At 68.3% G+C, this 26,016-nt stretch carries 24 protein-coding genes, 1 tRNA gene and 2 pseudogenes; 12 read left to right on the top strand and 15 right to left on the bottom strand.

Annotation, left to right across the window (positions count from 1 at the left end):
* Positions 1–22: 22 nt before the first annotated feature.
* From RV986_RS07595 to RV986_RS07560, 8 genes are all read right to left on the bottom strand, one after another.
* On the bottom strand, positions 23–1,555 hold the full coding sequence (locus RV986_RS07595) for a glycoside hydrolase family 32 protein (RefSeq protein WP_475916646.1): 1,533 nt from the start codon (positions 1,553–1,555) through the stop codon (positions 23–25).
* Positions 1,552–2,595 carry an ATP-binding cassette domain-containing protein gene (locus tag RV986_RS07590; RefSeq protein ID WP_475916645.1) on the bottom strand — a complete coding sequence of 348 codons (1,044 nt, stop codon included), beginning with the start codon at positions 2,593–2,595 and terminating at the stop codon, positions 1,552–1,554. The genes RV986_RS07595 and RV986_RS07590 overlap by 4 nt, the downstream gene beginning before the upstream one ends.
* Entirely contained in the window at positions 2,592–3,545 is a 954-nt protein-coding gene (locus RV986_RS07585) for an ABC transporter ATP-binding protein (protein WP_475916644.1), read from the bottom strand. Before RV986_RS07585 ends, RV986_RS07590 begins: the two co-directional genes overlap by 4 nt.
* A 3-nt stretch (positions 3,546–3,548) precedes the next feature.
* Positions 3,549–4,469, bottom strand: a complete 921-nt coding sequence (locus RV986_RS07580; RefSeq protein ID WP_475916643.1) for an ABC transporter permease — start codon at positions 4,467–4,469, stop codon at positions 3,549–3,551.
* 14 nt (positions 4,470–4,483) lie between these two features.
* Positions 4,484–5,461 (bottom strand): ABC transporter permease, encoded by a 978-nt coding sequence (locus RV986_RS07575; protein ID WP_393076285.1) that lies wholly within the window; start codon positions 5,459–5,461, stop codon positions 4,484–4,486.
* A gap of 90 nt (positions 5,462–5,551) precedes the next feature.
* The gene (locus tag RV986_RS07570; protein WP_475916642.1) at positions 5,552–7,231 is read right to left on the bottom strand and encodes an ABC transporter substrate-binding protein; all 1,680 of its coding nucleotides are present in this window, start codon (positions 7,229–7,231) and stop codon (positions 5,552–5,554) included.
* Between the two features lie 74 nt (positions 7,232–7,305).
* On the bottom strand, positions 7,306–8,328 hold the full coding sequence (locus RV986_RS07565) for a LacI family DNA-binding transcriptional regulator (protein WP_475916641.1): 1,023 nt from the start codon (positions 8,326–8,328) through the stop codon (positions 7,306–7,308).
* Between the two features lie 239 nt (positions 8,329–8,567).
* A complete protein-coding gene (locus RV986_RS07560) occupies positions 8,568–9,566 on the bottom strand; it encodes an aldo/keto reductase family protein (RefSeq protein WP_475916640.1) in 999 nt (332 codons plus the stop codon).
* A gap of 351 nt (positions 9,567–9,917) precedes the next feature.
* Here RV986_RS07560 and RV986_RS07555 point away from each other — a divergent pair, with 351 nt between their 5' ends.
* The gene (locus RV986_RS07555; protein ID WP_475916639.1) at positions 9,918–10,907 is read left to right on the top strand and encodes a carbohydrate kinase family protein; all 990 of its coding nucleotides are present in this window, start codon (positions 9,918–9,920) and stop codon (positions 10,905–10,907) included.
* Here RV986_RS07555 and RV986_RS07550 read toward each other — a convergent pair.
* Both RV986_RS07550 and RV986_RS07545 read right to left on the bottom strand, forming a co-directional pair.
* On the bottom strand, positions 10,890–12,467 hold the full coding sequence (locus RV986_RS07550; RefSeq protein ID WP_475916638.1) for a hypothetical protein: 1,578 nt from the start codon (positions 12,465–12,467) through the stop codon (positions 10,890–10,892). The genes RV986_RS07555 and RV986_RS07550 overlap by 18 nt on opposite strands.
* A 254-nt stretch (positions 12,468–12,721) precedes the next feature.
* Entirely contained in the window at positions 12,722–12,970 is a 249-nt protein-coding gene (locus RV986_RS07545; protein WP_475916637.1) for a hypothetical protein, read from the bottom strand.
* A 108-nt stretch (positions 12,971–13,078) separates the two neighbouring features.
* On the opposite strand from RV986_RS07545, the gene RV986_RS07540 reads away from it, so the two are divergent.
* From RV986_RS07540 to RV986_RS07500, 9 genes and pseudogenes are all read left to right on the top strand, one after another.
* Positions 13,079–13,849, top strand: a complete 771-nt coding sequence (locus RV986_RS07540) for a hypothetical protein (protein WP_475916636.1) — start codon at positions 13,079–13,081, stop codon at positions 13,847–13,849.
* Between the two features lie 1,188 nt (positions 13,850–15,037).
* Positions 15,038–15,334 carry a hypothetical protein gene (locus RV986_RS07535; RefSeq protein WP_351835767.1) on the top strand — a complete coding sequence of 99 codons (297 nt, stop codon included), beginning with the start codon at positions 15,038–15,040 and terminating at the stop codon, positions 15,332–15,334.
* Complete coding sequence (locus RV986_RS07530; RefSeq protein WP_328478810.1) at positions 15,331–15,657, top strand: hypothetical protein; 327 nt, start codon at positions 15,331–15,333, stop codon at positions 15,655–15,657. The genes RV986_RS07535 and RV986_RS07530 overlap by 4 nt, the downstream gene beginning before the upstream one ends.
* Before the next feature lie 242 nt (positions 15,658–15,899).
* Positions 15,900–16,355 carry a hypothetical protein gene (locus RV986_RS07525; protein ID WP_475916635.1) on the top strand — a complete coding sequence of 152 codons (456 nt, stop codon included), beginning with the start codon at positions 15,900–15,902 and terminating at the stop codon, positions 16,353–16,355.
* 312 nt (positions 16,356–16,667) lie between these two features.
* A complete protein-coding gene (locus RV986_RS07520) occupies positions 16,668–17,210 on the top strand; it encodes a hypothetical protein (protein WP_351835759.1) in 543 nt (180 codons plus the stop codon).
* A gap of 37 nt (positions 17,211–17,247) precedes the next feature.
* Positions 17,248–17,733, top strand: a complete 486-nt coding sequence (locus RV986_RS07515; protein WP_475916634.1) for an IS110 family transposase — start codon at positions 17,248–17,250, stop codon at positions 17,731–17,733.
* A 307-nt stretch (positions 17,734–18,040) separates the two neighbouring features.
* The gene (locus RV986_RS07510; protein WP_475924197.1) at positions 18,041–18,487 is read left to right on the top strand and encodes a hypothetical protein; all 447 of its coding nucleotides are present in this window, start codon (positions 18,041–18,043) and stop codon (positions 18,485–18,487) included.
* Between the two features lie 52 nt (positions 18,488–18,539).
* On the top strand, positions 18,540–19,379 hold the full coding sequence (locus tag RV986_RS07505; RefSeq protein WP_475916468.1) for a transposase family protein: 840 nt from the start codon (positions 18,540–18,542) through the stop codon (positions 19,377–19,379).
* Between the two features lie 102 nt (positions 19,380–19,481).
* Positions 19,482–19,601: pseudogene (locus RV986_RS07500) on the top strand (transposase); the annotation flags it as partial.
* Positions 19,602–19,762: 161 nt separating this feature from the next.
* Here the strand turns inward: RV986_RS07500 and RV986_RS07495 are convergent.
* A complete protein-coding gene (locus RV986_RS07495; protein ID WP_475924207.1) occupies positions 19,763–19,954 on the bottom strand; it encodes a helix-turn-helix transcriptional regulator in 192 nt (63 codons plus the stop codon).
* Between the two features lie 827 nt (positions 19,955–20,781).
* On the opposite strand from RV986_RS07495, the gene RV986_RS07490 reads away from it, so the two are divergent.
* Positions 20,782–21,459 carry a hypothetical protein gene (locus RV986_RS07490; RefSeq protein WP_475916633.1) on the top strand — a complete coding sequence of 226 codons (678 nt, stop codon included), beginning with the start codon at positions 20,782–20,784 and terminating at the stop codon, positions 21,457–21,459.
* 24 nt (positions 21,460–21,483) lie between these two features.
* On the opposite strand, the gene RV986_RS07485 is transcribed toward RV986_RS07490, so the two are convergent.
* Together RV986_RS07485 and RV986_RS07480 are read right to left on the bottom strand one after the other, a co-directional pair.
* Positions 21,484–21,849 carry a 2Fe-2S iron-sulfur cluster-binding protein gene (locus RV986_RS07485; protein ID WP_475916632.1) on the bottom strand — a complete coding sequence of 122 codons (366 nt, stop codon included), beginning with the start codon at positions 21,847–21,849 and terminating at the stop codon, positions 21,484–21,486.
* 30 nt (positions 21,850–21,879) lie between these two features.
* A complete protein-coding gene (locus RV986_RS07480; protein WP_475916631.1) occupies positions 21,880–22,161 on the bottom strand; it encodes a hypothetical protein in 282 nt (93 codons plus the stop codon).
* Between the two features lie 159 nt (positions 22,162–22,320).
* Here RV986_RS07480 and RV986_RS07475 point away from each other — a divergent pair.
* Positions 22,321–22,391: transfer RNA gene (locus RV986_RS07475), tRNA-Pro, on the top strand.
* A 391-nt stretch (positions 22,392–22,782) separates the two neighbouring features.
* Here RV986_RS07475 and RV986_RS07470 read toward each other — a convergent pair.
* Both RV986_RS07470 and RV986_RS07465 read right to left on the bottom strand, forming a co-directional pair.
* Positions 22,783–24,034: pseudogene (locus RV986_RS07470) on the bottom strand (IS256 family transposase).
* 213 nt (positions 24,035–24,247) lie between these two features.
* On the bottom strand, positions 24,248–25,657 hold the full coding sequence (locus RV986_RS07465; protein WP_475916630.1) for an MFS transporter: 1,410 nt from the start codon (positions 25,655–25,657) through the stop codon (positions 24,248–24,250).
* Positions 25,658–26,016 lie beyond the last annotated feature (359 nt).

Genomic DNA, 26,016 nt, shown 5'->3' with positions numbered 1-26,016 from the left:
GCCGTGGCCGTGTGTAAGACCGTCACGGCCACAGCGGCCGGGGTCTGTCGGTGAAGGCCGACGCCATCTGCCAGGCGTCGAACCGCTCCAGGGCCACGTCGCCGTCGGCACCGATGCCGACGCCGACGGCTTCGTCGGGGCGGGTGGGGTAGACGCGGGCGGTCAGGGGCCGCCCGTTCGCGAAGATCTCCAGTGCGGAGTGGTCGACGAGGACGCGCAGGTCCACCCGGCCGTCGGTGCCCAACGGCAGTTCGCCGTACCTGGGTTCGGTGTCGACGGTCGGGTCGAGGCTGCTGGTCTCGCGGTGCAGACGGAGGGTGCCGTTTGTTCCGTCGTGGGCCCTGCTCACCTCCACGACCGTGCGTTCCGCGCCGTCCGGTGTCTCGCGGACCACGAGCCGGGCGGTGGCTCCGGGGGCGAGGCGCAGGGTCGTCTCGATGTCCAGCTGGTCTCCGCGCACGGCGTGCAGCGGGGTGTACGCGTCCGTCAGCGGGCCCGGCGCCCCCTCCACGCGTTCCCGCCGCAGCTCGGTCAGCTCCGGCGCCGGGGCCTGATGCAGGCCGCCGTCCGTGGCGAGCGTGACGACCCTCGGCAGGGACATCACGCCGCACCAGCCGGCCTGCGCGTTCGCCTCGTCCGTCCGTCCCTCCTGGAGCCAGCCGAACATGATGCGGCGGCCGTGCTCGTCGCGAGTGGACTGGGGGGCGTAGAAGTAGCGTCCGCCGTAGTCGAGGCGGTGGAGGGCGGTCGGGGTGAAGGTGTCGCCCTGGTAGCGGCCGGTCCAGGACAGGGGGTGGTGGGTGGTGCCCTCGTCCCAGGCGGAGAAGACCAGCACGTCGGTGCTGCCGGCCTCCTCGTCCTCGCCGAGCCGGAAGAGATCGACGCACTCCCACATCGTGCCGGTCCAGTCGAGCTCGCCCTGGTTCTGCGAGGCGTCGCCGGTCAGCAGGGGGCCGACGTAGCGCCAGCTGCGCAGGTCGTCGGATTCGTACAGGAAGGCCGTTCCGCCGGCGCCCCGGATGCCCGAGCCCACCAGCTGGCGCCACACCCGGCCCTCCCGCCAGACGCAGTGGTCGCGGAAGGCCGTGATGTCGACGCCCTCGGGCGGGGCGGTGATGACCGGGTTGGCCTGGTCTTTGGTCCAGTACCGCAGGTCGGCCGATCCCCTGGCCACGCAGGGGAGTTCGTGGTCTCCGTGCCTGCCCGAGTAGACGAGCGTCGGCACTCCCCCGTCGTCCACCAGGACACCGGACCAACAGCCGTCGCGGTCCGGGCCGTCCGAGCCTGGCACCAGGGCGACTGGCTCATCGGCCCAGTGCACGAGGTCGGTACTGGTGGCGTGGCCCCAGTGGATGCGGTGGTGGGCGGCGGCGAGCGGGTTGTACTGGTAGAAGAGGTGGTAGACGCCGTTCCAGTGACTCAGCCCGTTGGGGTCGTTGAGCCAGCCGCCGGGCGAGGTGAAGTGGAAGCGGGGGCGGTGGGGGTCGCGCAGGGCGCGTTCGGCCAGCCCCTCGGAGGTGTGGCTGCCGGAGGGGAGGGTGAGGTCGTGGGTCATGCGGCGGTGGTCTCCGCTTTCTCGGTGTCGTCGGTGGCCTCGCCGTCCGGCCGGTCGGTGGCCTTCAGGACGCGGCGGGCGATGTCGGAGGCGGGTGCGCGCAGATGGCAGCGCACCCAGTGGGGCTGTCCGTCGTTCTCGCCGACGATGTGGCGGACGGGCTCGGTGCGGCTGCACGCGCCGTCGTCGCCGTAGGGACAGGACGTGGGGTTGAGGATCGCCTCGCGGAGCCTGGCGCGCTCGACGGGGTCGTAGCCGCCGGCCCGTTCGGGGTCGGGTACGGCGGACAGCAGTAGGCGGGTGTAGGGGTGGGCGGGGGCGTCCATCACCGCCAACGCGTCTCCGCCCTCGACGAGTTCGCCGGCGAACATGACCATGGTGGTGTCCGCGAGGTAGCGGGCGGAGCCCAGATCGTGGGTGATGTAGAGCATGGCGATGTTCCGCTCGTCGCGCAGGCGCCGCATCAGGTTGAGCACGCCGACGCGCACGGAGACGTCCAGCATCGACGTCGGTTCGTCGGCAAGGATGAGGCGCGGGTCCACCGCCAACGCGCGAGCGATGGAGACGCGCTGACGCTGGCCGCCGGAGAGTTCGTGCGGGTAGGACTGGAGCATGTCCTCGGTCAGGCCGACCGTTTTTATCAGCTCGCGCAGCGCCTCTGGTGTGGCGGAGTGGCCGTGCAGGACGAGGGCCCGGGTGAGGAAGTGCTCGATGCGGTGGACGGGGTTGAGTGAGCCGAAGGGGTCCTGGAAGACCATCTGGACCTTGCGGCGGTACGCCCGTGATGCCCGGCGCGGCTCGGTGCGCAGGATGTCCTGGCCGTCGAGCAGTACCTGTCCGGCGGAGGGCTGTTCGAGGCGGGCGAGGCAGCGGGCGATGGTGGACTTGCCGCTGCCGGACTCGCCGACCAGGGCGGTGATCCGGCCGGCCGGCAGGTCGAAGGACACGTCGTTGACGGCACGGACGCGGCGCCGGGAGAAGACGGTGCCGACCTGGAAGTCCTTGGTCAGACCGCGTACGGACAGCAGGGGCTGGGTCATCGCGGGGCTCCCTGGGCACTCTGGGCCACCCACCGGCCGGGGGCGATCTCGCGCAGGTCGGGGATGTTCATGGAGCAGTCCGAGCGGTCCTCGGGACAGCGGACGTGGAAGCCGCAGCTGTCGGCGGTGCGCGGGGCGTCGAAGAGGCCGGTGAGCTCTTGGCGCGGGCCGGTCAGCGGCGGGAAGGCGTTCATCAGCGCTTCGGTGTAGGGGTGGAGCGGCCCCGCGAACAGGTCCTTGGCGTCGGCGAGTTCGACGATCCGTCCGCCGTACATCACGCCCATGCGGTCCGACAGCTCGATCATCAGGGACATGTCGTGGGTGATGAAGAGGATGGAGAAGCCCAGCTCCCGCTGGAGGCCGCGGATCTGCGCCATGATCTCCTGCTGCACGACCACGTCGAGCGCGGTGGTCGGCTCGTCCATGATCAGCAGCCGGGGGTGGAGTGCGACGGCCATGGCGATGACCACGCGCTGGCGCATGCCGCCGGAGAGCTGGTGCGGGTACGCCTTCAGCCTTCCCGGGTCGATGCCGACCAGCTGAAGCAGCTCGCCGGCCCGGTCCCGCGCGAGCCGCTTCTTCAGTTTCTCGTGGGTGGTGAAGATGTCGACGATCTGCTCGCCGATGGTCAGGACGGGGTTGAGGGAGTTCATCGCCGACTGGAAGACCATGGCGATCTCCTGCCACCGGAAGGCGCGCAGCTCCCGTGGGGCCAGGGCGAGGACGTCCCTGCCCTGGAAGCGGATGCTGCCGGCGGTGATCTCCGCCGGGGGCTTCAGCAGCCGCATCACGGCGTTGGCGATGGTCGATTTGCCGCAGCCGGACTCCCCGGCGAGGCCGAAGATCTCTCCGGCGCCAATGGAGAAGGAGACGTCGTCGGCGCCCACGACGGTGCGTCCGTCGCTGCGGTATTCGACGCGCAGGCCGCTCACCTCAAGTACGGGTTCCATGGCTCAGCCCCTCCTCTCACGTCGGGCACGGCGGTTGCGCAGCCTCGGGTTGGTGATCTCGTCGATCGCGTAGTTGACCAGCGCGAGCGCGAAGGCGACGAGCGCGATGCACAGTCCGGAGGGGACGAAGGCCCACCACGTGCCGGTCATCAGCGCGCCGTCGTTGCTGGCCCAGTACAGGTTGGTGCCCCAGCTGACGACGCTGCTGTCGCCGAGGCCGAGGAACTCCAGGCCGGCCTGGGCGCCAATGCCGAAGATCACGCAGCCGAGCAGCGTGGTCATCACCACGGACGCCATGTTGGGCAGGATCTCGAGGAACATGATCCGCAGCGGGCGCTCCCCGGTGACGACGGCCGCGGCCACGAAGTCCTTGCCCCGGATCGACTTGGCCTGCGCCCGCAGGACCCGGGCCGAGCCCGCCCAGCCCGTGACGACGAGCACCAGGATCACGGTGGAGGTCCCGGGCGGCAGGAACGCGGCCAGGATGATGAGCAGCGGCAGGCCGGGCAGCAGCAGGAAGACGTTGGTGACCAGGGTCAGCGCGTCGTCCACGATGCGGCCGAAGTACGCGGCGGCGAGGCCGACGACGATGGCGACGCCCGTCGCCACGAGCCCCACGGTGAACCCGACGAAGAGCGAACTGCGCGCACCCCACAGGGTGAGGGCGAGCACATCCTGACCCTTGGCGGTCGTACCGAGCCAGTGTGCGGCCGAGGGGGCCTGGCTGCCCGTGGAGTTGATGAGCGACGGGTCGCCCGGTGCGAGGACGGGTGCGAGCAGGGCCAGCAGCGCGAAGACGGCGAGCAGGATCAGACCGGTCAACGCCTTCTTGCTGTCGATGAGCCGGCGCACCAGTCCGCGTCGGCGGGAGGTGCGTGCGGGGGTGGTCGGCGTGGTGGCCGTCGCGATCTCGATGGCGGTCATGTCGGTAGCCCCCTTCAGCGGACGCGGACGCGCGGGTCGAGGCGGACGTAGACGAGGTCGACGAGGAAGTTCGCGATCAGCACCGCCGCCGTGATCGTCAGGAAGATGCCCTGCATCAGCGGGTAGTCCAGGCCCTGGACGGCCATCAGCAGCTGGTAGCCGATGCCGGGGTAGGCGAACACGACCTCGGTGAGCAGCGCGCCGCCGACGACGAAGCCGAGCGCCATGCCGAAGTTGGTGACGGAGGGGAGCAGCGCGTTGCGGGCGGCGTAGCGGAACATGATCCGCGAGGGGCTGAGCCCCTTCGCCTCGGCCATGGTGATGTAGTCCTCGGCCGCAGTGGCGATCATGGTGTTGCGCATGCCGAGCATCCAGCCGCCGATGGAGACCAGCACGATGGTCAGCGCGGGCAGCACCAGGTGGGTGGCGACGTTGGAGAGGAACTCGCCGTTGAAGCCGGGGGTCAGTCCGACGTCGTAGGCGTGCCGCATGGGGAACCAGCCGAGGCTCACCCCGAACAGGTACAGCGCGCCCATGGCCAGCCAGAAGTAGGGGAACGAGCCGACGAAGATCAGCAGGGGCGGGAAGGCGGAGTCGAGGACGCCGCCGCGCCGCCAGGCGGCGACGATGCCGAGCAGGTTGCCGAGCACGGCCGCGATGACGAGCGCGACGCCACCGAGGAGCAGGGTCCAGCCGATCTGCGAGCCGATCACGTCGGTGACCGGGGTGGGGAAGCGGCTGATGGAGATGCCGAGGTCGCCGGTGAAGACGCTCTTGATGTAGCTGAGGTACTGCTCCCACAGGGGGCGGTGGTCGAGGCCGAAGAGTTTCCGCAACTGGGCTATCTGGTCGGGCTGCATCGTGCCCTGGGCCTGCGCGAACATCCGGGAGACCGGGTCGCCCGGCATGAAGCGCGGGAGCACGAAGTTCAGGGTGAGGGAAGCCCAGAAGGCGAGCAGATAGAACCCCAGGTTGCGCAGGATGAGACGCACGGGTCGTGCTCCTGTCGTAGGGGGTGCGGGGGTGCGGGGGTGCGGTGGGGAGCGGCCGTCCGGGGAGGAGGACGGCCGCCGATCCGTGCGTCAGCTCTTGACGGGCTTCAGCGAGGTGAGCACGAGGATCGTGCTGCCGTTGCGGTTGCCGAGGGTGGCGTACGGGTTCTCTTCGGTGGGCCAGCCGGTGAAGCGGGCGTCCGTGTACGCGCCCCACTCGGGGCCGGTGAACAGCGGGACGACGGGCGCGTCCTTGTTGTACAGCTCCTGCAGGCCGTTCGTCTGCTCGCGCTGCGTCTTCTCGTCCGTGGCGGCGGCGAAGGCGTCGATGAGCTCGTCGGCCTTCTTGTCGCCGAAGCGGTGGTAGTTCTCCGTGGCCTGTTTGCCGACCGGCTGCACCATTTTGGTCGACATCACGCCGCGGTAGTACTCGTACGGGGTGGCGCCGTTGTTGCTCCACACGATGCCGGTGTCGAAGGTGCCGGTGTTGTACGAGGACGAGACCGCCGACCAGTCGGGCGTCTTCACGGTGGCGGTGACGCCGACCTTCGCCAGGTCCTGCTTGATGATGTTGGCGACCGAGATCCAGTCGGAGGAGGCCGAGCCGACGGAGATGTCGAGCGTGAAGTTCTTGCCGTTCTTCAGCTTCCGCTTGCCGCCGCTCTCCTTGTAGCCGGCCGCGTCGAGGGCCTTGGCCGCCGCGTCGGTGTCGTACTTCGTCCAGGTGCAGGAGGCGCCCAGCGACGTGTCACGCCACTTGTCGTAGGTGTGGGCCAGGCCCGTGCAGTCGGCGGGTTCGGCGTAGCCGTTCATCGCGACCTTGGTGATCTGGTCGCGGTCGACGGCCATGCTGAGCGCCTTGCGCACGACCGGGTCGTTGAACGGCGCCTTGGTGGTGTTCAGCTGCCAGTTGATCATGGCGCCGGTGGCCGGGAACCAGTAGTGGTTGTGCTTCTTGTCCTTGGCGACGAAGGACTTCCCGATGTCCGGGATGAACGACTGCGTCCAGTCCACCTCGCCGTTGGTGAAGGCGATGTTGGCGCTGTCGTTGCCGGAGAAGGCGAGCATCTGGATGCCGGCGATCTGCTGCTTGTCCGGCTGCCAGTAGCCGGGGTTCTTGCGCAGCTCGTACGACTGGCTCTGGAACTTCTCGATCTTGGTGTACGGGCCGGTGCCGACCGGGTTCGGGTTGGTGAACTTCGCCGGGTCCTTCACCTTGGACCAGATGTGCTTCGGCAGGATGTAGTGGCCGCTGATCTCGTAGAAGGCGGTCGAGAACGCCTTGTTGAAGGAGAACTTCACCGTGTGGGCGTCGACCGCGGTGACCTTGTCGAGGTAGTCGAAGCCGCCCAGCACCTTCTTCTGGAGCTCGAAGGTGTAGACGACGTCGTCGGCGGTGAGCGCCTGGCCGTCCGACCACTTGACGCCGTCGCGCAGCGTGAAGGTGAGGGACTTGCCGTCCTTGGCCTGCTCCCACTTGGTGGCCAGCCACGGCGTGTCCTTGGCATCCGCCATGCTGTGCACCGCCAGCGGCTCGTAGACCGCCTGCAGGGTCATGGGGGCGGCCTGCGGGGAGAGCGGGTTGAAGTTGCGCGTGAACGTCGCCAGATCCTCGCGCGGGATGGTGAGCAGCTGGTTGCCAGAGGTGTCACCGGCGCCGGCGGCGCCCGAGCCACCCGTACAGGCGGACAGGACCAGGGCTGCGGCGGCGGTCGCGGTGACCGCTCTCAGGGCGGGCCGAAGCCGCCGCGGGGCGATGAAGGGTGCCATAATGGAGACTCTTTTCCTCTCTTCAACACACAGGACGAAGACGGGATGGGATTACTCGGCGGACTGATTCGCAGTCAGACCGACGAGCGTTCGAGCAGCGGGCAGTCGATCGTCACCCGGTGGGTGTCGAGCGGCTGCCCCGCTGCGAGGGCGGCGAGCATGTCGACGCCCTTGGTGCCCATGGCTTCGAAGGGCAGGGCGAGCGTCGTCAGCTTCGGCCGCAGATAGGCGGCGATGAGTTCCTGGTTGTCGAACCCCACCACGGCCACGTCGTGCGGGATGCGCAGTCCACGTTCCTTGATCGCGTCGTACGCGCCCATCGCCATCCGGTCGTTGCCGCAGAACAGGGCGGTCGGCCGATCGGCGGCCGGACGGTCCAGCAGTTCGCAGGCGGCGGTGTAGGCGCCGTCGGCGGTGGCCCAGCCGGGGATGACGAGGGAGGGGTCAGGGGTGATCCCGGCCTCGCGCAGGGCACGTTCGTACCCCTCGCGCCTGCCGATGGCGGCCGGGATCGCCGGGTCGAGGTTGATGAACCCGATGCGGGTGTGACCGGCGTCCAGGAGCCGGCGGGTCGCCTTGTATCCGCCCGATACCTCGTCGGGCAGGATGCACGGCAGCTCTCCTGCCGCGTCGTAGCAGTTCACGAGCACCGTCGGCACCTCGCGGGCGGCCTTCGGCAGGCTGACGGCCCGGTGCCAGGTCGTGGCGTACAGCAGCCCTTCCACGCGGTGCTCCAGCATCTGGTCGAGCGCGGCGGCCTCCTGAGCGGGATCGCCCTCGCTCGCGGCGATCAGCAGGAACCTCCGGTCACCCCAGGCGCGGCTCTGCGCGCCCGTGATCACCTCCGCCGCGAAGGGGCCGGTAACGATCTCGGTGATCAGACCGAACCAGCCGCTGCGGTTGGCGGCCAGCGCGCGCGCCCCGGCGTTGGGCCGGTAGCCGAGCTCGTCGATCGCCTTCAGGATCCGCCGACGGGTCTCGTCAGGGATGGTTGCGCCGGGCTTGTCGTTGAGGACGAAGGAGACCGTGGTCCGCGAGACACCCGCGCGTTGAGCCACATCGCTCATGGTCACGCGCTGCGTCTTGTTGGTGGCCACTTTCAGTCCCCTTCGGTCGATGGAGGTGCGCTGTGGCCCCTCCGGTTTCGCGCTTCAATAACGCGCGTTACTTCAGTGTTGCTGGGAAGTTACGGCCGCCTTATGCGGCATGTCAATACATCGCCGGTAAGGAAGAGGGATGGAAACCGGACGCCTCCTCGGTGTCAGCGACATCGCGCGAGACGGCCAAGGTCACGGCATGGCTGTGACTCACCGGCGAGCGCGCCGAGGGATGCGGCTCAGGGTCGCTCGGCGAACACGTCGATGCGCTCGGGGTCGCGCTCGATGACGGGATCGAGGATCTCGTCGACGCGCTTGACCAACGCGTCATCCAGCGTGACGTCCGCCGCCTTGGCGTTCTCAGCGATCTGCTCGGGGCGGGATGCTCCGACGATGGCCGCGGAGACATTCGTGTTGCGCAGCACCCACGCCAGGCTCAGGGTCGCCAGCGACATGCCTGCTTCGGCAGCGAGCGGAACCAGTTCCTGGACCCGGGCGAGGACCTCGTCGCGCAGCCATCCGGCCACCGCGTCGCTGCCACCGTTCGTGTCGGTGCCACGGGACCCGGACGGCGGTTGCGCTCCCGGCTTGTACTTGCCGGTCAGTACGCCCTGGGCGAGCGGGGACCACACGATCTGGCCGATGCCCAGCTCCTGGCAGACGGGGACGATCTCCGGCTCGATCACACGCCACAGCAGGGAGTACTGCGGCTGGTTGGACACCAGACGGATCTTCAGCTCCCGGGCCAGCTGCGCCGCGGCCCTGATCTCCTGCGGCTTCCACTCCGAGACGCCGATGTAGTGCGCCTTGCCCGAGTGGACGACATCGGCCAGGGCCTCCATCGTCTCTTCGAGTGGAGTGGCGTAGTCGTAGCGGTGAGCCTGGTAGAGGTCCACGTAGTCCGTGCCCAGGCGGCGCAGCGAGCCGTTGATCGACTCCATGATGTGCTTGCGGGACAGGCCGCGGTCGTTCTTGCCCGGGCCGGTGGGGAAGTAGACCTTGGTGCAGATCTCGACACCCTCACGGCGCACGCCCTTGAGGGCGGCGCCCAGTGCCTCCTCCGCCCGGGTCTCCGCGTACACGTCGGCGGTGTCGAAGGTGGTGATGCCGGCGTCGAGAGCGGCGCGTACACAGGCCGTGGCCGCGTCCTGGTCGACCTGCGAGCCATGGGTGACCCAGTTCCCGTAGGCGATGGCGCTGACCAGCATGCCGCTGCCGCCCAGATGGCGATGCTCCATGCTCGGTGTTCCTTTCTGGAGACGTAGGAGACCGTGGCCAGCGAGGTACCCGCACCCTCGCTCATGACCGCACGGCGTGTCTCGCCCGTGGCTACTTCTCGTGTCCTGTAAGCCACAGGAGGCGCGACATGGCCTCTAGTTTCGCGCTTTAATAACGCGCGTTAGTGGTAGGTTGCCAGGAAGTTACGGGCGTTTCGCGCGGCATGTCAATACCTAGGCGTGGGCTGCATTAGGCCACCGTGCGGTGTCCCTTCGCCCGTACGTACGCCCGGGCCGCCTGGCACCGGCCACCAAAGCCCGTGCGCGGACCGTGGCAGCCCCGCGCGCTTCCCCAGAGAGGCAGACCGTCCCATGGCTCGACTCGAGTCCCCCAGCGGTGTCACCGTCCTCGGTGAGTGCGTCGCCGACGCCTTCACCGACCCCGCCCTGTCCGGCCCGAGCGAACTCGCCCTGCGCGCCCTGCCCGGCGGCGGCCCCGCCAACACCGCCGTCGCCCTTGCCCGGCTCGGTACTCCCACGCGCTTCCTCGGGCGGCTCTCCCACGACGTCTTCGGCACGCTCTTCCGCAGCCGCCTCAGCGACTCCGGCGTCGACCTGAGCGGCAGCGTGACCGCCCTCGAGCCCAGCACCCTCGCCGTCGCCACCCTCGACGAGACCGGCCAGGCCACCTACACCTTCCACGCCGACAGCACCGCCGACTGGCAGTGGACCGCCGACGAACTCTCCGCCACCCAACACGACGGCACCGTCTGCCTGCACACCGGCTCCCTGGCACTGATACGCCAACCCGGCGGCAGCCGCATCGAGGACCACCTCGCCAAGGCACACGAGCACGTCACCGTGTCCATCGACCCCAACGTCCGACCCCTGCTCGTACCGCCCTCCGCCTACCGCGAACGGCTCCCACGCTGGTGTGCCCTCGCCGACATCCTCCGCCTCAGCGAGGACGACCTCGCCCTGCTCCTCCCTGGCGCCAGCCCTGAAGAGGCTTGCGACACCTGGCACGCCGCCGGCGCACGCCTCGTCGTCATCACCCTCGGCTCACGCGGCGCGCTCGCTTCCCTCGACGGCCTTCGCGTCACCGTCCCGGCTCCGGCCGTCAACGTCGTCGACACCGTCGGCGCCGGCGACTCCTTCACCGCGGGCCTGCTGCACCGACTCGCCGCACTTGGCCACCTGGGCGGGCGGCTCGACCGGCTGAGCCTCCAAGACGTCACCGAAGCCTGCGCCTTCGCCGCCCGCGTCGCAGCCCTGACCTGTTCCGTCGCCGGTGCGAACCCGCCCCGGGCAGGCGAACCGTCACTGAAGACCGGCATCGAACGGCTACTGCCACATGCCTGAACGCGGCATACCTGCTCCGTTGTATTCGGGCTCATCGCCTTTGAACCGCTCCGGGACGGATGGCAGCCGGGCTGTCGCCCAGGGGTAGGACGCCCATCCCTGATCAAGGACCGGGTTGCGGCCTCCTTCGTGTCCGGTGAGGCATTCGTTGAGAGCCCAGGTGGAGCGCTGGGGGTCTGCCGCCCGTTCCAGGAGCAGTGAGCTGGGCGTGATGTCGGTCAGGGTCACCAGGCGTTCGATCTCCTGGGCACCGACGACCGTGGTCGGAATATCGGGGACGGGCAGGTCCACGTGGGGCAGGTTGGCGTTGGCGATGGGGAACGGCTCAAGGGTGACGATCAGCGCCTGGCGCGGCCGGTCGGCCGGAATGCGGGCGAATGCCGGGTTGCGCTCGTCGATCTGGGCCGAGGTGGTGTTGACCTGTCGGTAGGCGCGAGCCAGTTTGCCGTCGGTCTCTGCCACTCCCTCTTCCAGGCCCAGCCGGGCATTCTCGGTCGGCATCATGGACTTGACCTCCACCAGCAGCACGAGGTCGTCGAGGACGACGATCCAGTCGACGCTGAGCAGCTCGTCGCGCCTGACCCGGTAGGTGATCTCACCGATGACCTCAGCATCCGGCATCAGGCGGAGCTGGCGGCCGACGTACTCCTCGAAGAGATAGCCGGTCTCCCGCAGGAAGCCAGTTCCGAAGTGCTCTCGTCCCGTGTGGTAGATGCCGGCCGGGGTCGCCTTGCGCCAGACCAGCTGCGGTGAGGGACACAGCAGGCCGGGGCCGAAGCCAGTGACCGCCGGCCGGCCGAGCAGCGGGTTGTACGTGAAGCGCCGCAGCTGGGCCGCTTTGCCACCGGCCAACCTCGCCAGGTTGTCCACGGTCTTCTTCTCGGCTGCTTTGACGGACGCCACGTCGGTGGCGAAGTGCCGTTCGATGACGCTCAGGACCGTCTCCCGGCTGACCGTCCGGTTGAACCTCTCCCCGTCCGGGCCGTCGAAGATCGCGGGGTCGAACCGCCCGGCGTCGAAGAGCGCACATCCCCAGAGCAGTTGGGCGGTGCCGACGTAGTCGGGCAGCGGACAGCCGAACACCTCGGTGTCCCAGCCCGGGACCACGCAGCGGGGTTGCCGGCGTTCGGGGAACGGGGTGTGCAGGTACAGCGCCGCGGTACGGGCGAGACTGTTGAACTCCGGGGCCTGCCAGGCTCCCTGCTCGCCTCCCAGGCGCATCATGAAGTCCCGGAGGCGGATGGTGGGTTCGTCCGTCCCGTGCAGGGTGGGTTCCTTCAGACTGGAGTACGCCGTCAGGATCTCCAGCAGGTCACGCTCGGTGGCTTCGGACCGCTGGTACTCGGTGCCGTAGGCCAGGCAGACGCGGGCTGCGTCAGCCAGAGCCCAGGGCGTGTATTTCATCGACGGGCTTTTCAGCCAGGGCTGTGGATGCTCAGGTGAGCCGTAGCAGGCCGCCGCCGCGGCGATCAACGGCAGCAATGAGCTGGGACGATGGCGTCGGATGCGCTGGCGGTATTCGGCCTCGGTCACCAGCCGGTCGTACAGGTACGCAGCCATCCCGCCATGATCCTCGCCGCGAAGGGATTCTTCGACGGGTTTCTCCTCACTCGGCTATGTATGTCAACCGGGCCCACCTGTCGGCGCTCCGCGCCTGTCGACACGTGGACCAGTCTGCTGCACCCCGGGGTGGGAGTGACGTCGTAGATCACGGAGTTGGGTCGTCACTCAGGCCCCTACGAGGGCGACGTCGGCCATCGGCAGGAATACGGGGGCGAAGGCGGCCGGATGGGAACCGGAGCTGGCCGTCCTCGTCATGTTGCCGCTGCCGAGGGGGCGAAGGCCGTGCCGGGCGCGGCGAGCAGGACGACGTAGGGGAGGGCGTTGGAGATCTGGAAGGCCGCGCATTTGGCGCCGGCCTCCTGCGTGGTGGAGAGCCGGAGGACCAGCAGGCTGGTGGAGGTGATCAATAGGCCCGTCCGGAAGGAGCCGAGTATCCAGGCGACGGCGATGGTCCAGTTGGTCACGCTCGTCAGAAGCACGCTGGGCGCGGTTGCGGTCACCGCAGCGACCGGCGTCTTCCCAGGAGCATCAGCCGCTCCCGGTACGGTCGGTGACCGCACTGATATGCCCATGCACCAGACCCCTCAAGCCGGGTAGCGTCGTAAGGCATGACCGACATCGATGTTCAGTCCGAGCCCGCTGAGGAGGCGGCCGCCGCCCAAGATGGCTCGCGGCCCTCTCTGGTGGACTGGCAGGGGCAGCTTTTGGCGTCTCCGGGCTATCGGGCTTTGGCGCTCCAGGACCGCGTCAAGCGGATGGGATATGTGTTCCAGGGAAACGTCGCGCAGTACCAGCCCCTTGTGGCAGGACTGCAGAACCCGGCGGTCTCCGGGCCGATACTCGATGTCCGTAACCCCGGAGCGCACGACGATCTTCTTTCCGAAGCCGAACGACTTCTGCATAACGTGCTGACGGCGATGAGCACGCGTGTCGATCAGCAACGACGTTTCATGACGCAGTACTTCGCGGACGACACAGCCCTAACGAATGACTACCGGGAAAAGCTCACCTCGGTGTTCAAAACCGACGTGCAGGCGAACTTCCTCAAGGGGTTGCGCAACTACATCACCCATTCCCAGCTCCCCGTGTCGAAGAGCAAGCAGACGATGGGCCCCGCTTCCTTCGCGATCACCTTCACGCTGCCCGGCGAGTCTCTCCTCCGGGCTGGCGTGTGGAACGGTGACCAGCGAGCCTGGATCGCCGCTCAGGGGGAGGCCGTTGTCATCGTCGACGTGGTCGACTCCTATGCCCGAAAGGCGGGAGAGTTCGACAAGTGGTTGTTCGATCGGATCGGCCTCAAATGTAGGGCCGACATCGATGCCTACCTTCGTGAGAGAGCGGAGTTCGATCGCGAGGTCGAGCGGCTCTTTGGAGTGTAGAGGGCGGGGCGCATCGAGCGAAGGAGAGAGGTCTCTGACGTTCTCCACGCCCGGAGCTTGAGGCAGCGCCGCCTCGCATGAGGTACTCGGCCCGCGTGCCTCGAAAACCTGGCCGCTCAGATCGCCCAGCTTGAACAGACTGGGCCCACTGGTGTGGCCGCCGGGCCTCCGCCGGGTGCCCCTGCTCCGGCGCCGAGGCCCTCGTCGGCCTGATGGCCGGCGAACGGGGTGTAAGCCCACGGTGCCGGCGGTGCGGACACGGGCGGAGCCGTCGGGGCGATCGGGGGCGCGGGCGCAGAGGGCGCCGGTTCCGGCGACGCCGGCTGATCCCGTCGCTCGCCGTGGCTCATGGGCGGTGCTGCCGTGCTGGGGCGGTCACTTCGCTTCGATGGCACCGAGGACTCGGGCTGGTCCGACCGAGGCGTGCTGTGCCGCAGCAGGCGCAGAGCCGGTCACCGTCATCGCGGACAGGTATGCCGCAAGAAGGGCAGGGCATGTGGCTCCAGAGCACGGCAGGATCACGGACGAGGTGTGGAGATGATCCACACGTTCGGTGAAACAGTCAACTAACTGCCGCCTATGGATAACGGCTGGTCAGGTTGCTCTTTGGGGCCGGTCACCCTCCCTCCGGGATCATGTTCCCGCCTCAACTACTTGCGTGATATACACATGCATCGCAAGTTCTTCACCTTCTTGCTCGCCGGAGAGGTCTGATGACGGGAGATGGGCAAGCGACCCACGCGGGGACGTGGGTGCGCTTAGTCGTCACCAGCGGTGCCGCCTGACCGCTCCTTGGCGGTTGGCGCCGCTGTGGTGGGTGCACCGGCACCACGTCTGAGGGCCCGTACTGCCCGCGACAGCAGCCTTGGCGGGTTGGACGCCGCCGAATCGACATGAACAGTGGCGGACTGAGCGCTACAGCCTGTCGGCGGGCAGTCGGCGATCGGCGAATCTGCCGGCGTTCGCGATACGCGAGCGCGGCCGAGGAAGCTCAGCTGTTCACGACCGGTCGAACCGACGGTCCACGGGCGGGCAGAGCGCCGGGCCGCACCGCGACGGCGCGCGTGGGTGTGGAGCGGCGAGTCATCGCGTTCGCGATAGCCCACCGGTGACCGCCTGTCACCAATCGCCCTTTCGGCAATCTCACATTTCATCCCTTGGAGGACTTCAGTGGCAATCCGTAAAAGCATGGAAGAGGTGCTTGTCGTCGCCGGAGAACGCGACGAGTGGCTGACCCGGTGTGCCAAGGGCCTCATGGCGGCAGGGTTCAAGGATGTGCAGACGGGGATGGTCCTCGGACAGGTGGCCGGCACCTACCGAAAGTATCCGACCTGGGGCGAGCTCGTGATCACCGTGGTGCCGGCGGCCCAGGCCGGACACACGCAACTGACGCTGCGCTCGACTGCGCACGTGGACAACATCTTTGCCTTGTTCTCCAGCCCCAACAAGAAGATCCTCTCGGTGGCCAAGGGCAGCTTCGCGTGAGCGCGGCGTCCTCATGGCAGGCCCCGACGAGACTCTGCTCCGCTTGTGGGACCCTCACGCAGACGGCGAAGGCGTTCTGCCCCGAGTGCGGAACCACCTACGGCGAGCCGGGCGGAGGAAGTTCGGCGAGCCTGGTGTGGGCCGCCTTCGCCTGCGCGGCGGTCTCGGTCCTGTTCTTCCCCATAGTCCTGGGACCCGCGGCGATCGCCCTGTCAGCCGTTGCCCTGCACAGGAAGGAACCGCACGCGGCCCTCGCCCTGTGCCTCTCGATCGTTGGCATGACAGCGGGATTCATTCTCGGGGCCCTGGCCTATGGCGGCTAGAACGCCATCCGTCCGACCGGCTACGGCCTCGGCCCCCCTGCCGGGGCATCCACCAAAGCGCGCGCCGCGGAAGTGGACGGCGTCGACCCCTGCGCCGCACACGACGTCGGGCCTACGACGACATCAACATAACGACGACATCGGACAGACGACGACGTCAACCTCGGATTGCACCCGGCCGGGAAGGCCGCCCACGCATTGCATCCGAGACGCCGCGCCACTGTCGTTCGAACTGAGGGAACATGGCTCGCTCTGACAACCGCAGTGACTCGGCGCTGGGATGCGCCGTCCTGCTCGGCCTCGCTGCCGCGGGCTTGGCCTGCTGGCTGGTGTGGACTGCCGTCATGTGGGTGCTCGCCGAGTGGCGATGGGCGTGGTTCGCCGGCTACATGCTCGTAGTTCCCGCCCTCGCCATCGCGATCGTGCGCCTCTGGGGTGAACAGCGGCCCTTCGTACCGTCCCGTCACCTTGAGGCGTGGATGACCGCAGTCCTCACCGCGGTGGCCGCAGCAGCCCCGGTCGTCGTCCTTGCGAAGGGATGGGGAACGGGGACCGTAGCGCTGCTGCTCGCCGTGGGCAGCGGGTCCGCGGTCGCGTACACCGCACATAACCGCGGAAGGTCGGAAGGGGACGCAAAGCTCCACGCGGCGGATGATGAGGACCTGCCGTCGGCCGCGGCGACGTTCCGCACGGAGTGAGGGCCGAAAACAAAACAGCAGTCATCCTCACACCCGTCCGAACTTCCGGCCCGGTGACTCCGATCGCCGTGATCCCACGTACACAACTGGAGCCCGAGCATCTTGCACGCGCCCTTCCTTTCCCCCCGCCGTATCCGACGCCTGGGAACTTTGCTCACCATGACATGTGTGAGCGCCGTGGTCATTGCCCTCGCCAAGGCACCTGACGGAGGAGGTGCGGCAACGCATGCGTCGGCTGTGCCCGCCTCCACCCCTACGCCTTCGGCGGCCCCGCACGCCTCACCGAGCCATTCCACCCGCCCACTTCCTCAGGTGTCCGCCACCTGCACGGGCAGGGCCAAGAACATGTACTTCACCGCCGCCGGGGGAAGCATCACCGACCCGTCAACGCCGCCCCCCGGCTACCTCCGCATCAAGAAGGCGAGCGTGGTCCGCAACGGCCATGGGGTGACCGTGAGCTACACCCTCGCCGCCGATCCGCCCCAGCCCGGTTCCGGTATCTCCGATGCGCAGTACTTCACCTGGCTGGGAGACGGAACGAACGACATGGACGAGCCCGCTGTCAGCCTGACGTGGCTGGACTCCAAGTGGAACGTGACCGTGGACGGAACAAATGACGTCCTGGGCGGAACCGTCGATGTCCAGCCGATCGTCCATGGACACACCGTCTCCGTCCACCTGCCACTGCGGATCGCCACCTCATCCGGCTACGTGGCTGACCTGTCGACGTTCACGCACGCCGGCTGGTCGACCGAAGGCAAGGACCCCACGGGTTTCGGTACCTGGATGGACGGCTGCCCGACCAGCGGCGAGGCAGCCGGAAACCCGGGTGACTGGGAGGTGAAACTGCGCTGAGCCCGATGGCAAGCTGGGGACGGTGCGCCGGGCGGGTGTGGAGGGCACCGGCACCTTCGGAGCGGGCCTGTCCCGCTACCTGCTGGCTCAGCACGTCCAGGTGTACGAAGTGAACCGGCCCGACCGCTCGGCCCGCCGTCTGCTCGGGAAGTCGGACCCGCTCGATGCGCAGGCTGCTGCGCGGGCCGTGCTCAGCGGTCGCGCCCGGGCCCGGGCCAAAACCGGCGACAGTCCGGTGCATAGCGCCCGGATGTTCAAACTCGCCAAGGACTCCGCGGTCAAGGCTCGCACCCAGGCGATCAACCAGCTCAAGGCCGTCCGGGTCATAGCGGACTCGGCCCTACGGGAGCGGTTGTCCAGCCTGGGTAACCGCGAGCTGTTCCGCGCCTGCGCGCGCCTCAGCCCGTGCGATGGCGAAGACGGCGGGGGCGATGAGGGCGCCGTGGCCCAGGCCACCCGCATCGCCCTGAGCCTTGCTGGCCCAGCGCATACGAGCAACTCACCGGGCAGATCGATGAACTGAATCAGCACCCGACCCGGCTCTGATCACCATGGGAGACAATCCGGAGCGGCTGACCACCGAGGCGTCCTTCGCCGCCCTGTGCGGAGTCAGTCCCATTGAGTGGTGTGCATCGTGAAGTCGCAGGTCACGGGTCTGGTGTGAATGGCGAGTTGGGTACTCGTGCCGGTCGGCGGCCGATGACCATGGCGTAGATCGTCGGGCAGGTCCGGCTCCGGCGGGATGCCGGGTTCGGCTGCGCCCACGACAGGCCCCCGCCTACGATCCGTCAGCAGGTCGGCACACCGTGAGAACGCGGGAGGGCGCGGGGATGCAGGAGCGGCAGTGGATCACCGCCCGCCGGAGCGAACTGGACGCCCTCGCCGAGGAGTTGGCCAAGCAGCTTCAGGAGGTCCAGGTCGAGCGGGACGAACTGGCGATCGCGGAGCGGGTGTTGAACCGCCTGGCCGAGCAGGTCCAGGCCGATGCCGAGGCTGTCGCTCCGGTATCGGCGAAGGTGGCCGGGCGGGCAGTCCTGCTCATCCCGCACCGCAGCGACGCGGCCGACGAGGGCGCGCTGCCCGGCGACTACCGCAAGATCCTGTCGATCGTGCGGGAGGCCGACGGCCCGGTGCAGGTCAGGGCGGTCGGCGAGCGGCTGGGCCTGGACGCCTCGGTGCGCGGCAAGCTGGAACCTTTGCGGGCGAAGATGACCAAGCTCGCCGACCGCGGCTGGCTGCACAAGCGGGGCGACGGCCGGTTCACGGCACGCCCGTAGTCACGCGCGGTGCGCCCGTAACTGACGGGCCCCCAACGGCAGTTGAGTTTGTGTGACGAAAAACAACAGTTCCGTCGAGGGCCCTGACGGCCTTGTCTACACCGCCCGCCTGCCGCTGTCGAGCGCCACCCTGAACCATCTCGCCGACCTGATACGCGGCCACCTCAAGAAGATCGGCTCGCGGTGGCGCGTCCTGCCCGCCGGGAAGATCGCCACCATCGTGCTGGCAGTGCTGCGCTGTGACCAGCGGCCCGGCGACCTGGCCGGCGGCAACGGAGTACACCGCACCACCGTGACCCGATGGGTGAGGGAGGTCGTCGGCCTGCTCGCCGCCCGCGCCCCACGCCTGGACCGGGCCCTGAAGAAGATCACCCGAATGGGCGGCGGCATCGTACTGCTGGACGGATCGGTGATCCGCACCCGGCGCAGAACCGGGAAGGAAAACCGGAAGAACTACTCCGGCAAGAACAAATGCCACGGCCTGCTCGTGATCGCCCTCACTGACGACCGGGGCCGACTGCTGTGGATCTCGGCGGCCCGCCCCGGGCGCACCTCGGAGATCACCGCCTGCCGGCACGACAAGCTCACCCAGAAACTGCGGGAAGCCGGGCTCGGCGCCATCGCCGACCTGGGATTCGTCGGCCTCGACGACGGCGGCCCCGACGCCGACCCGGCGGTGATCACCGGCTACAAGGCCGCCCGGAACCGGCCCCTGACCCGAGGCCAGAAGCTGTCCAACACGGCACTGGCGGCCGTCCGGGCACCCGTCGAGCACGGCTTCGCCCACCTCAAGAACTGGCGCATCCTCGGCAAGGTACGCACCGACCCCTCCTGGGCGACCGCCCTGGTCCGGGCCCTGCTGGTCCTCACGAACCGCGAAGTCGCCCGATGACCGACGATCTTCACCAAAGTCACCTGCCGGCGACCAGCACGAGCATCCCGATGCCCACGCACACCAGCCCCGTGACCAGCAACTTCAGCTTGCACACCTCTCATTGAGTACTCCTCGGGCCGCCGGACCTCGCGTCGGCTCACCCACGGCGGCGACCGGCAGGCCAACGCCGCCCTGCACCGCATCGTGTTCACCCGGCTGCGCCACGACCCGCGCACCCAGGCGTACTACGAACGCCGCACCCAGGAGGGCAAGACCCGACGTCACCGCACAGAGTTTCGTCGGGGCCAACGCGCCGTGGCGTTGGCCCTCGTCATAGGGGCAGTGGTGAGACGACGACGCCCCGCTGGAGATGCTCCGGCGGGGCCTCGTCGCGCAGAGGGCTACGAGGTCGTGTGGCACCTGGCGGCACCGTTGTACTCCGGATCTCCGCTTTCGAGCACGCGCAGCAAGGATGCCGTGACCACACGTGTCGTACGGCCGATGCGTAGCACGCGGCATGGGAACTCCCCGCGGCGTACCAGGTCGTAGCCCTTCGCCCGCGAGAATCCCAATGCCTTCGAAGCGTCCTCCACGCTCCCCGTTCCGTCCCAGGTGGCGCGGATGCGCGTAGGGCTGTATCGGGTGCCGTGCACCTCATTTATCTGTCCGTGCAATTCGGATTCTCCAATATTTAGGACGCTGCTGCTTGCGTGCAGCCGATGAGGTTTGAAACTGCCGAAAACGTGCGGCGTCGATGCCTGAGGCGAGTCAGTGGGCCAAGGTGACCTTGAGCTCCCACGGCACTTGGAGCTGTGCAGCGCAGAGCGCTGACTGAAGCGTGACGCGTGGCATTGATGGCCGTCTTGGGGATCCCTTTCGACGTACGGGCAGATAGTGGCGGTGGACCATCAATGATCCGCGGGATCGCCGGTTTGGCTACGCAGTACGAGTGAATGAACCGATGGTTTCGTTCGGGGCCGGGTGCCAGATCTTTACGCTTTCTCTATGGATCCGGGGGCTGCGGGGGAGGCCCCGCGGGCGGGGGAGCGGTGGAAAGGCGCACCTGATGTCGGGGTTGGGGAAGTCGCCGGACGTGCTCAGGCTCCGGGCGGGCCGCCGCCATAGGACCTGGGCGCGGACCTGGGGCGCGGTCGGCGTGGCAGGTCTCGTGGGAATAGTGCTGACGTTCGGCGGGTCGTGGGCCGCCGGTAGCGGGGCGGCGCGGGCGGCGGCTTTCGGGCCGTCCGCCGGTTGCTGGGGGTTGGCGGCCTCCCTGATGCTCCGCGCGAGGGGAACGAGCGGACGGGTGCAGACGCGTCTGCTGCTGTTGGGGGGTTCCGCGGTAGCCGGAGGTGTGTACCGGGGAGCGGTCACCGTGCTGTCTGCTCAGCCTCCGGCTTCGGGAGGGGACGGGCGATCGTTGCTGGGTTCTGTGGTGGTCACCAGCGTGACGCTGACGGTCGGCCTGGGGGCGGCCGGTTTGGTGGTCGCGGCCGATGCCGGTACAGGTCGGCATGTGTTGCTGCGGCGCGTGCTCGACGGGGTCGTCACGACCGGGGTCGTGTTCATGACGGGATGGGTACTGCTGCGGGCGGCCGGTGACGGTTGGCGGCTGGGGACGGGGATGGTCGGTGTTCTGTGGGCCGCGGAGGTCGTGTTCCTCAGTTTTCTGTTCGCCCTGCGCCGTCTCGTACGGAGCGACCAGAGAGTCACCTTGTGGGTCGGGTTCGCCGGGGTGTCCCTCATGCTGATCGGCGACACCCTGCGACTGTGGGCGGTCGGCCCGCACGGCCCCAAGGTGATGTCCTGTCAGCTGGTCGACGCCTGCGTTACCGCGGGACTGCTGGTGGTCGCTGTCGGCCCTTGGGTGCCCGGTGGGGCGAGCGTCTTGGGCGCTGCTCAACCGAGGTTGCGATGGGGGATGGAGGGTGCGGCGGCGTTCATTCCCCTGACAGTCTGCACGGCCATGGCGCTGGGATATGTGCTGGCTCCGCCTTCCCGCGACCCGGTGCCGCTGTTGGTCGGCGGAACGGCACTGCTGAGCCTCTGGGCTCGCCAGAGGTTCCTGCCGAGGGAGAACTCCAGAAGCGACGACTGAGTCCTCGTGCGGCTGCCCTCCCCGTCAGAGGTCGAGCACCAGCCGGGGGCCGCAGGAACGCGAGACGCAGATCAGCATGGTGTTGTCCGAGGCCCGCTCGTCCTCGTCGAGAGTTGAGTCCCGGTGGTCCGACGTACCGTCCAGCACGTCCGTCTCGCAGGTGCCGCAGGTGCCTTCCCGGCAGGAGAACAGCACCGGGACACCCGCCTCCTTCACCACTTCGAGCACCGATCGGTCCGGCGGCACGGTGAGCTTGTACCCCGACCGGGCGAGCACCACGTCGAAGGCGCCCGCCGGAGCAGCCTCGGCGGTTGGCCGGACCTGGGCGAACCGCTCGATGTCCTGGGTTACCAGCGGTCCAGCCGACGCAACTCTCCTGCGCGGCCCCAAGCAGCGGCTCCGGGCCGCAGGCGTGCACCATCATGCCAACGCGGGGCGAGACAATGAAGGAGGCGAGGTCCAGCAGGCCGCACGCGTCCTGCGGCCGGATCCGCGCACGGTCCCCGTAGCGCTCCAGGCAGTCCAGAAACGCCATGGAGCCGCGGGTGCGGCCGCCGTCAGCCGGTTGTCGTCCTGCTTGGGTATGCCGGAGCGGTAGAGGAGCGCGCAGACGATCAGTTCCGCGGCGAAGGAGCCGGCCGACCCCCAGTAGGCGGTGGAGTAGCTCTCCAGCATCGCCTTCGCCTGTATCGCCCCATGCACACTCGTTGTCCCGGCGGTGATCCGTCCGGCAGCTGCTGGTCTACAGCAGGCAGATACCCACGCTGTCACCACTGCCCTGGGGACCATTTGGGGACCACACGGTGCTCGCGACCCTGAACAGCACGCTCGGGGACGCACGTCCTGCACCCTAGTTATGCCTGATATGTACAGGTAGTTCCTATGGCCTTCTGGGGGTCAAGGGGTCGCAGGTTCAAATCCTGTCGTATCGACTTTACGAAGTCGCAGGTCAGGGGCCGTTTCAGAGGAGATCTTAAACGGCCCCTTGATCATTCTTGGGGACCAGTTGGGGACCAGTTGGGGACCAGCGCACTTGACTGGGCTGAAGCGCACCTTGACCCAGTCAAAGTGCGCCATACGGTCCGTGACGTGTGCACCTTCCGTCCTTCGGAGGCCGACGCTCGCACGGCCGCGTCCATCCAATGATCGTTCCGGGTAGTAGTCCGTGATCGTGCCTATGGTCCGGGTATCAGACCAACGACAGGTGCCGCGGCGCCGTCGTGGTGGCAGGAAGCACGAGGGGGCGGGCGTCCCAGGTGGTGCGGTGTAGCCGTCACGGCCGTGTATGGGCCGTGCAGCACGATGGGCCACGCGTGGGGCGGATCAGGCGGCAGCCTCCTCCCGCTCGACCAGGACGCCGTTCTCGAAGCGGGCGCCCGCACGGACCAGGGGCACCAGGTGGGCGCCGGTGATGGCCCGCCAGCGGGCCTGGGCGGACTCGACCAGCTTGAACACCATCGCGAGAGCGGCGGCCGGGCTGCCGGCACCGCGGGTGACCTTGGTGCGGAGCCTGACCGTGGAGAACGTCGACTCGATCGGGTTCGTGCGCAGGTGGATCCAGTGCTCGGCCGGGAAGCCGTAGAACGCCAGCAGCTCCTCCTGGTCGTCGGTGATCTTTGCGACGGTCTTGGGCCACTTCGCACCACAGGTCTTCGCGAACGCCTCGATCGCCTTCTCGGCGTGCGCGCGGTCCTCGGCGTTGTAGATCTCCTGCATCGCCTTCGTCGCGCCCGGCTGAGCGGACTTCGGAAAGCAGTTCGTGACATTGCGGGCTTTGTGTACCCAGCGTCGCTGATGCCGGGCCGTCGGGAACACCTCGGCCAGCGCCTTCCACAGCCCCATCGCGCTGTCCCCGACCACCAGCTCGGGATCGCGCATGCCCCGACGGCGGCAGTCGCGCAGCAGGTCGGCCCACGACTCGGTGGACTCGTGCAAACCCTCGGCCAGCGCGATCAGCTCCTTGGTGCCGTCCAGCCGGACCCCGAGCAGGACCAGCACGCACTAGCTAGTGCGCCTGCCCGAGCCGGACCTTGGGGTGCACCCCGTCGGCCCACACGTACACGTAGTCGCGGTCCGACAGGTCCCGGTCGCAGAAGGCGGCGTGGTCGTCCTGCCACTGTTTCGTCAGCCGGGTCACCGTCGCCGCGGACAGCCCAGCTGTGCCGCCGAGGAACTGCTCCAGCGCCGGAACGAAGTCCCCGGACGACAGGCCGTGCAGATACAGCAGCGGCAGCACCTCGGAGATCTTCGGCGACTTGCGGCACCATGGCGGCAGGATCCTGGAGGAGAACGTCTTGCGCTCTCCGGACTCCTCATCGATACGGCGGTCATTCACCCGCGGCGCCTTCACCTCCACCGGCCCGGCTGCGGTGACCACGGTCCGCGGCTGGTGGTAGCCGTTGCGGACCACCAGGCGGCGGCCGGCCCTGTCCGTCTCGGCCGCCAACTCGGCTATGTACTGGTTGACTTCGGCCTCCAGCGCGGCGGCGAGCATCCGCCGGGCGCCCTCACGCACAATCTCGTCGATCAGGGAGCCGGACTCGGTGGAGCCGTCGGCGTTCACTACGCCGAGCACGGGCGTGCCTTCCCGACCCGCGCTGCGAACGCGGGCCTACTCGGTGACCATCAGGATCATTCGGGAAGGTACGCCCTCCGCGTCCCTCCCAAGGGCTGATCCACAGGTCTTGAGCATTGCTCCCGCCATGTTCCGGCGGGGCTTCTGCACAGCGATCGTATGTCCGACGGAGCCCTGCGCCCGTGGGGGTGCTCCTCGGGCGGGCCTGATCCGTCACGGTCCTGGCTTCGAGGTGAATACGGACGCTCCCCTATCGCCTTCTGGTGTACCTCTGCGGTGGCGCAGCGCCCACAACGCGATGGGAGCTCCCGCCCCGACCAGCGCTGACGCCAAACACAGACCTGCCTGGTAGCCGGAGAGAAAGGCATCCGAGTCATCGGCCCCGGCGGCGGCTGCGGCATGTTCCACGAACGACACGATGGCGCCCACCAGGCCGATCCCGATGACCCCGGACGCCTCGCGGGCGGCGCTGAACAATCCGGCCGCGATTCCGGAAAGGTGATCGGGTGAGGATTCCAAAGCGCGGGTGGTCAGAGGAACGGCCAGCGCGGAGCCGAAGCCGATGGCCGAAAGTCCGGGAACAATATGGACAAGACTCCCTCCGGAGCTGCCCAGCGCGACCATCAGCAACCCCAGGCCGACCATGAGCAGACCCGCAGCGGAGATCCGGCCGTCTCCCCAGCGGCGCGCCATACGCGCGATGAAAGGGGTGGTGACGATCAGGGAAAAGGCCACGGGAATGAATGTCAGCCCGGCTGGTGTCGGGGCGAGGCCGAGGCCGTTCTGCAGAAACTGGGACGTGAAGAAATAGACTCCGCTCACGCTCAGACCCCATAGTAGTTGAGTAATGATTCCGCCGACGAAAGGGCGTTGCCGGAAGAGGAGCCGCAGCACGGTGTTCCGGCGCGATGTCAGTTCGTAGGAAAGACGGACGGCCGATGCGGCGACGATGCCCACTGACGTGGCGACGGGAATGCTGCCGAAACCCTGTTCAGGCCCTTCGATCAGGCAGTAGGCGAGGGCCGCCAGCGAGCAACAGGCCAACGCGACGACGCGGAGCGAGAGCGTGGCCGAGGGCGTGGACGCGGCACGGGGCGAGAGCCCGGGCCGGGGGACGAGGAAGCCGACGAGGAGACTCGCGCAGCCCAGTGGCGTGTTCATGGCGAACACGGACTCCCAGCCCAGGTGCTGTGTCATGACACCGGAGACCACTGGGCCGCAGGCCAGCGCGGAAGCCAACGCGGCGGTGGTGGCGCTGAAGGCCGCATTGCGTGCGCGAGGCGGCAGATCGTGCGACAGGACCGCCAGTGAGGCCGGCAGGATCAGCGCCGCGCCCGCTCCCTGCAGCGCCCGGCAGGCGATCAGCGCCATCCCCGAGGGTGCCGCACTGCACCCGACCGATGCGACGGTGAAGAGGGCGACACCGAGCGACAGCGTCGCACGCCGCCCGACGGTGTCGGCCAGATGCCCGCCCAGCAGCAGAAGGCTGGCGAGAGTGAGAGGGTAAATGGCCGCCACCCATTTGAGGTCGGCCTCGCTCAATGCGAGTTCGGCCTGGATCTGAGGCAGTGCCACATTGACGGCGGTGTTGTCCAGGGCCGTCATGAAGGACGGCAGCAGCACAGCCACGAGGATGGCTAGGACACGCAGTCGGCTCACGGTACCTGCCTTGAGCAGCGCGGACGGTGGTAAGGGGCCGCCACGTTCTGCGCGCCCTTTCTCCGTACTCTGCCCCGTGGGCATGGAAGGCGCGACTTCCGGACACCCTGATTACGGTATCCGGTGTGCTGCCGGAAAACACCGCTCGGTTTCCGTACGCCGACCGGGCAGGGATCTCGGCGTGGCGCTGCATTCTTGGTACGTCTCCGTGTTTGGCTGATCGCTCACCACTGCCACTATCCATTGGGAATCGGTGATGGACGGCGACGGCTGTCATCAATTCGCCTGACAGGTTGACGGCTGAGGAGTCCCGTTGCCTGTCG

Source organism: Streptomyces sp. RLA012, from assembly GCF_056270325.1.
The sequence above is the reverse complement of the archived record's forward strand: the minus strand, read 5'-3'. Positions and strand labels throughout refer to the sequence as shown.

Bases quoted from the DNA above. Each gene is read 5' to 3' on its own strand.
- RV986_RS07590 (WP_475916645.1), bottom strand. From the start codon at position 2,595: ATGACCCAGCCCCTGCTGTCCGTACGCGGTCTGACCAAGGACTTCCAG.
- RV986_RS07540 (WP_475916636.1), top strand. From the start codon at position 13,079: ATGACCGACATCGATGTTCAGTCCGAGCCCGCTGAGGAGGCGGCCGCC.
- RV986_RS07550 (WP_475916638.1), bottom strand. From the start codon at position 12,467: ATGGCTGCGTACCTGTACGACCGGCTGGTGACCGAGGCCGAATACCGC.
- RV986_RS07510 (WP_475924197.1), top strand. From the start codon at position 18,041: ATGCAGGAGCGGCAGTGGATCACCGCCCGCCGGAGCGAACTGGACGCC.
- RV986_RS07560 (WP_475916640.1), bottom strand. From the start codon at position 9,566: ATGGAGCATCGCCATCTGGGCGGCAGCGGCATGCTGGTCAGCGCCATC.
- RV986_RS07585 (WP_475916644.1), bottom strand. From the start codon at position 3,545: ATGGAACCCGTACTTGAGGTGAGCGGCCTGCGCGTCGAATACCGCAGC.
- RV986_RS07570 (WP_475916642.1), bottom strand. From the start codon at position 7,231: ATGGCACCCTTCATCGCCCCGCGGCGGCTTCGGCCCGCCCTGAGAGCG.
- RV986_RS07555 (WP_475916639.1), top strand. From the start codon at position 9,918: ATGGCTCGACTCGAGTCCCCCAGCGGTGTCACCGTCCTCGGTGAGTGC.
- RV986_RS07525 (WP_475916635.1), top strand. From the start codon at position 15,900: ATGGCTCGCTCTGACAACCGCAGTGACTCGGCGCTGGGATGCGCCGTC.
- RV986_RS07535 (WP_351835767.1), top strand. From the start codon at position 15,038: ATGGAAGAGGTGCTTGTCGTCGCCGGAGAACGCGACGAGTGGCTGACC.
- RV986_RS07595 (WP_475916646.1), bottom strand. From the start codon at position 1,555: ATGACCCACGACCTCACCCTCCCCTCCGGCAGCCACACCTCCGAGGGG.
- RV986_RS07580 (WP_475916643.1), bottom strand. From the start codon at position 4,469: ATGACCGCCATCGAGATCGCGACGGCCACCACGCCGACCACCCCCGCA.